Source organism: Streptomyces sp. NPDC002520, from assembly GCF_053595235.1.
Genome location: NZ_JBSFXG010000085.1, coordinates 1 through 4,940 on the forward strand (window position 1 = coordinate 1; position 4,940 = coordinate 4,940).

Genomic DNA, 4,940 nt, shown 5'->3' on the forward strand with positions numbered 1-4,940 from the left:
TTGTACGACGGCGGCGCGGACGACACGAGCGGACTCCTCCCCGGCACGACCAACTCCAAGATCATCCCAGACCGGTCAGCCAACGTGACAACGCCAGGCACGGGCCTTCGCCGAGGGGCTGGGGGCTGCGGTGAAGCATCTGCACACCGAGGACCCGGAGCGGCACCCGAAGAAGGTGTGGGCGAACTGGCTGTCGGGCGAGCACGAGCCCGATGTGCGGGCGGACGGCGATGCTGCCGCCGCTGCGGTAGGCCAACGGGGGTGGGGTGAAGGGCGGCGCTCGACGGCGCGACGTGTCTGCAACCGATGGATTGCAGTTACACCTCCAATGTGCAATCGTTGGGTTGCAGATCGATGCGTGGGAACGCCCGAGGGAGGAAGCCATGAACGACACCACCTACATCAACGCCGAGCTCGCCGAGCTCGACCGGATCGCCCGGCAGATCGACATCGACGTCCCGGCCGAGCAGGTTTGGGAGTTGATCGTGCGCCCCGGCTGGTATGTCAACGACGGTGCCGTCGAGGCCGACCCGGACCTGCGCTACGAGGGCGACGTGGCCGTGGTGCGCCATCCAACGCTGGGCGAGTTCCGATTCCGGACGGTGACGCTGGACAAGCCGCGCTACGCCGCGTTCCGCTGGATCGGCACCCCGTTCCGGGACGAGTCGACGCCCTCGACCCTCGTCGAGTTCTGGATCGACGAGCGGGACGGCGGCGGGGTGACATTGCGCGTCGTCGAGAGCGGGTTCTGCGGCCTCGCCGACGACCCAGCCGCGTGGCTGAAGGAGCGCGAGGGCAACGACAAGGGGTGGCTCGCCGAGCTGGAGGCCGCGAAGGTGTTCGTCGAGAAGTCCGCGCCGGCCCCGACGACGCGCCCGTGACCGCCACCCTCCCCGTCGTGTGTGCCGCGCTCGGCGACCCGACGCGCTGGGAGATCCTCACCCGGCTCGGCGAGGGCCCCATGTCGGCGTCCGCGCTGGCCAGGGTGCTGCCGGTTAGCCGTCAGGCGATCGGCAAGCACCTGGAGGTGCTGCGCGAGGTCGGGTTGATCGAGTCCGAGCAGCGCGGGCGCGAGGTCGTCTACCTCGCCGTCGGCGCCCGGCTCGGCGCGCTGGCCCGGGAGCTGGACCGGATCGGCCGCTCCTGGGAGACCCGCCTGCTGCGGATCAAGGAACTGGCGGAGCGCCCCGGCCCGGCAGCCCCCGAAGCCTCCGACTGACGGAAGACGACTGATGACTTACAACGATTGGACACGATCGTGACCGAGCACGACAGCAGCGCGGCGGGCCCCGACCGCGCGCCGACGCTGCCGCCGGTAGCCGACCGGGCCGCCTTCCAGGCCGAACTGGACAAGCTGCGAGTCCGCGAGAAAGCGCACACCCGGGAAGGCGACGCGATCGCCGCGGCCCGGCGCCGACTGCCCATGGTCGAGGTGGCAGCCGACCTTGAACTGACCGGGCCCGACGGGCCCATCACCCTGCTCGACGCGTTCGAAGGGCGTCGGCAGCTCATCGCCTACTACTTCATGTGGCACGACGGCCACGATGCGGCCGGGCAGTGCGAGGGCTGCACCTGGGTCACCACCCAGGTGCAGGAGCTGTCCTACCTGCACTCACGCGATATCACCTACGCGGTCTTCTGCCAGGGCTCGTACGAGGAGAGCCGCCGCTACCGGGACTTCATGGGCTGGGAGGTGCCGTGGTACTCGGCCCTCCCGTCGCATGACGAGCTCCTGGTTGGACGCCACGTCGGCATGTTTCACCTGGTCTGCTACCTGCGCGACGGCGACCGCGTCTACGAGACGTACTGGACGACGCTGCGCGGGGTGGAGGCGATGGACTACAGCTACGCGCTCATGGACCTCACCGTGTACGGACGCCAGGAGTTGTGGGAGGACTCGCCCTCTGGTTGGCCGCGTGTCCAGGGAACCCCCGCCGACCACGGCCTGCGGAGCAACGGACGCCCCATCCCCCAGTGGTCCCGCGTCGAGGCCGGGCGCTCCGACGACCTCACACCGCGACCGTGACGGCTCAGTCGGCTCGCAGTGCCGGGTGATCGGCGATCAGCCGGTCTGACCCCTATCCGCCCTATCGCATAGGCGCCCTGATGGCCGCTGACCGAGCGGTGCCGGTCCTTCCATGCGGTGATCACCGGCTCGACCAACGACCACTGCTCGTCCGATAAGTCACTCGGATACGGCTTGCGTTCACTCACCCCGCGGCCGGGCCAGGAACACATCGTGCTTGCGCGCCGCCCGCTCCCCACCCGCAAGCCCGGCCCGCTCCCCCGGCGTCAGATCACGACGGATCGCCCGGTGCAAAGTCATCAGCGACGGAGGCGGCTCCCCCTCACCCCTGGCAGCGCGAGCGGCCAACTCACGATGGACCGCCGCGACGTTGCCCCTCCACAACCCCAGCAGAGCCCGGATCTCGTCGTTGACCGCGAACCGGCCATAGTACGGAGCCCGCTCCCCCGGCGCCGCGGCCGCAGCCTCGTCTTCCTCGGCGGCGGCCAACCACCGCCACACCGCACGCTCCCGCACCCCCAGCACATCCGCCGCCGACCTCACATGCCCAGTGGTGAGCTTCCCCTCCCGCCGCAGGACCAGCAACCGGCGCACCACCGGCCCCCGCAACGCCCGAACCGACACAGCCGGCAAAACCCCACCCGCCCCCTCCAAGGCCAGGTCCTGCCCTCCCTCATCCACACCCCCAAGCAGACCAACACTCTCCGGCCAATGGATCAGAACTCACGAAACTGAGACAGCGTCACCCCTCATGCGATAACGCCCCAGGACAGCGATACCCACGGAACTCTCACCCTCATGACAGTGGCCCCACGCCCCTAAACCGCCACCGACCAGCATCAACACATCCAGGCCCGCTGTCTCTCACCCCACTGTCCCGAAACCGAGAGATCGCACCGTGAAGCTGGGCGTGTGGGTATCGAACACCCGAGCGAGGCGTGGCAAGCTCACTGCGGAGCAGCTGGACGCACTGCGGAAGCTGGGCGTCGACTGGGCATGACACCGCCGCCGTCCGGCCGTTGAGCCGGATCGCACGAGACCCCGGGGCCGTGAGGGCCCGGAGTCTCGAGCTGTCGGCAGGTTCAGACCGTGACCGCTGGGCATCCTTGCAAAAGTGCCCGCCCGGGACGGTGAACACGGGACTGTGGTGGAGTGATCCATCACCCTGGCCTCCTGCGGACCGCTCCCCTGCAGGGAGAAACGACCTCGTCACTGATCTGCCGCATCGCCAGCCGCTACGGACTGGAGGCACAGGCGCTGCGGTCCAGCTGGAAGTGGCTTAACCACCAGCCCAAGCACGAGAGCGGGACCCGTTATGTTTTCCGCGGTCCTGCAAGAGGGCCGCTGGCCTCCGGGCCCGGCATGACTGTGTCCCCCTGTCGAAGGCATGACCTGGGGGGTGGTGTCACCGGGCCCGGGAGGTGCCGTCGGAGACGCTGATGAGAGGTCCGGCCACCGCCCGGTCCGGTGCAATGCCGGACAGCTCGCGGGCGGCAGGTCTGCATAACGTGGATGCGCGCGTACGACACCACCACCGAGACCGGCACGTTCAACTCCCCTGAAAGGGCGCGATGTTCGACACCGAAGACGTGGGCGTGTTCCTCGGCCTGGACGTCGGCAAGACGGCCCATCACGGCCACGGGCTCACCCCGGCCGGGAAGAAGGTCTTCGACAAGCCTTTGCCCAACAGCGAGCCGAAGCTGCGGGCCGTCTTCGACAAGCTGACGGCGAAGTTCGGCACCGTCTTGGTGATCGTGGACGAGCCCACCTCCATCGGCGCCCTCCCGCTGACCGTCGCGAGGGACGCGGGCTGCAAGGTCGCCTACCTGCCCGGACTCGCGATGCGCCGGATCGCCGACCTCTACCCGGGCGAGGCGAAGACCGACGCGAAGGACGCCGCGGTGATCGCGGACGCGGCCCGCACCATGCCGCACACCCTGCGCTCCCTGGACCTCACCGACGAGATCACCGCCGAGCTGACCGTGCTCGTCGGCTTCGACCAGGACCTCGCCGCCGAGGCCACCCGCACCAGCAATCGCATACGCGGCCTGCTCACCCAGTTCCACCCCAGCCTGGAGCGCGTTCTCGGTCCGCGTCTCGACCACCAGGCGGTGACCTGGCTGCTGAAACGCTACGGATCTCCCAAGGCTCTGCGGAAAGCCGGCCGCCGCAGGCTCGTCGAAATCATCCAGCCCAAGGCCCCACGCATGGCCGTCCGGCTCATCGACGAGGTCTTCGACGCACTCGACGAGCAAACCGTCGTCGTCCCCGGAACCGGCACCCTCGACATCGTGATCCCCTCCCTGGCCCGCCAGCTCGCCGCCGTCCACGAACAGCGCCGGGCGCTGGAAGCCCAGATCAACACCCTGCTGGAGGCACACCCTCTTTCCCCGGTCCTGACCTCGATGCCCGGGGTCGCGGTCAGGACCGCCGCAGTGCTGCTGGTCACCGTCGGCGACGGCACCGGCTTCCCCACCGCCGCCCACCTCGCCTCCTACGCCGGCCTCGCCCCGACCACCAAGTCGTCGGGCACGTCGATCCACGGCGAACACGCACCCCGAGGCGGCAACCGCCAGCTCAAACGCGCGATGTTCCTGTCCGCGTTCGCCGCCCTGCACGACCCCGCCTCCCGCACCTACTACGACCGATGCCGAGCCAGAGGAAAGACCCACACCCAGGCCCTCCTCCGCCTCGCCCGCCACCGCATCAGCGTGCTCTTCGCGATGCTCCGCGACGGCACCTTCTACGAACCCAGAACCCCCCGCCTCGCTTGACGAAAGACATAGAGGCACCCCCCGGGCCGATGCCGAGGTGCTGCTCAGTGCGGTGAAGCGGCCGGCGGGGGTGCGGTGCAGCCAGCCTCGGTCAGCCAGGCGCCTGAGCTTGTCGCGCACCGGTTCGACCTGTCCAGGCT

At 69.3% G+C, this 4,940-nt stretch carries 5 protein-coding genes and 1 pseudogene; 5 read left to right on the forward strand and 1 reads right to left on the reverse strand.

All coding sequences use genetic code 11. The features are described from left to right. Nucleotides 1–383: 383 nt before the first annotated feature. The 3 genes from ACWD5D_RS44700 to ACWD5D_RS44710 are packed head-to-tail and all read left to right on the forward strand — an operon-like array spanning nt 384 to nt 2,026. Nucleotides 384–881: an ATPase gene (locus ACWD5D_RS44700; RefSeq protein ID WP_451378488.1), complete on the forward strand. Its 498-nt coding sequence runs from the start codon at nt 384–386 to the stop codon at nt 879–881. Further along, nucleotides 878–1,219 carry an ArsR/SmtB family transcription factor gene (locus ACWD5D_RS44705; RefSeq protein WP_450546673.1) on the forward strand — a complete coding sequence of 114 codons (342 nt, stop codon included), beginning with the start codon at nt 878–880 and terminating at the stop codon, nt 1,217–1,219. The genes ACWD5D_RS44700 and ACWD5D_RS44705 overlap by 4 nt, the downstream gene beginning before the upstream one ends. Nucleotides 1,220–1,258: 39 nt before the next feature. After that, nucleotides 1,259–2,026 (forward strand): DUF899 family protein, encoded by a 768-nt coding sequence (locus tag ACWD5D_RS44710; protein WP_450546674.1) that lies wholly within the window; start codon nt 1,259–1,261, stop codon nt 2,024–2,026. 72 nt (nt 2,027–2,098) lie between these two features. On the opposite strand, the pseudogene ACWD5D_RS44715 reads toward ACWD5D_RS44710, so the two are convergent. Further along, nucleotides 2,099–2,214 (reverse strand): annotated as a pseudogene (locus ACWD5D_RS44715) (transposase); the annotation flags it as partial. A 650-nt stretch (nt 2,215–2,864) separates the two neighbouring features. On the opposite strand from ACWD5D_RS44715, the gene ACWD5D_RS44720 reads away from it, so the two are divergent. Together ACWD5D_RS44720 and ACWD5D_RS44725 are read left to right on the forward strand one after the other, a co-directional pair. After that, nucleotides 2,865–3,026, forward strand: coding sequence for a helicase associated domain-containing protein (locus ACWD5D_RS44720; protein ID WP_450546680.1), 162 nt, complete (start codon nt 2,865–2,867; stop codon nt 3,024–3,026). A gap of 571 nt (nt 3,027–3,597) precedes the next feature. Then, nucleotides 3,598–4,800, forward strand: a complete 1,203-nt coding sequence (locus ACWD5D_RS44725) for an IS110 family transposase (protein WP_451378489.1) — start codon at nt 3,598–3,600, stop codon at nt 4,798–4,800. Nucleotides 4,801–4,940: the final 140 nt, after the last annotated feature.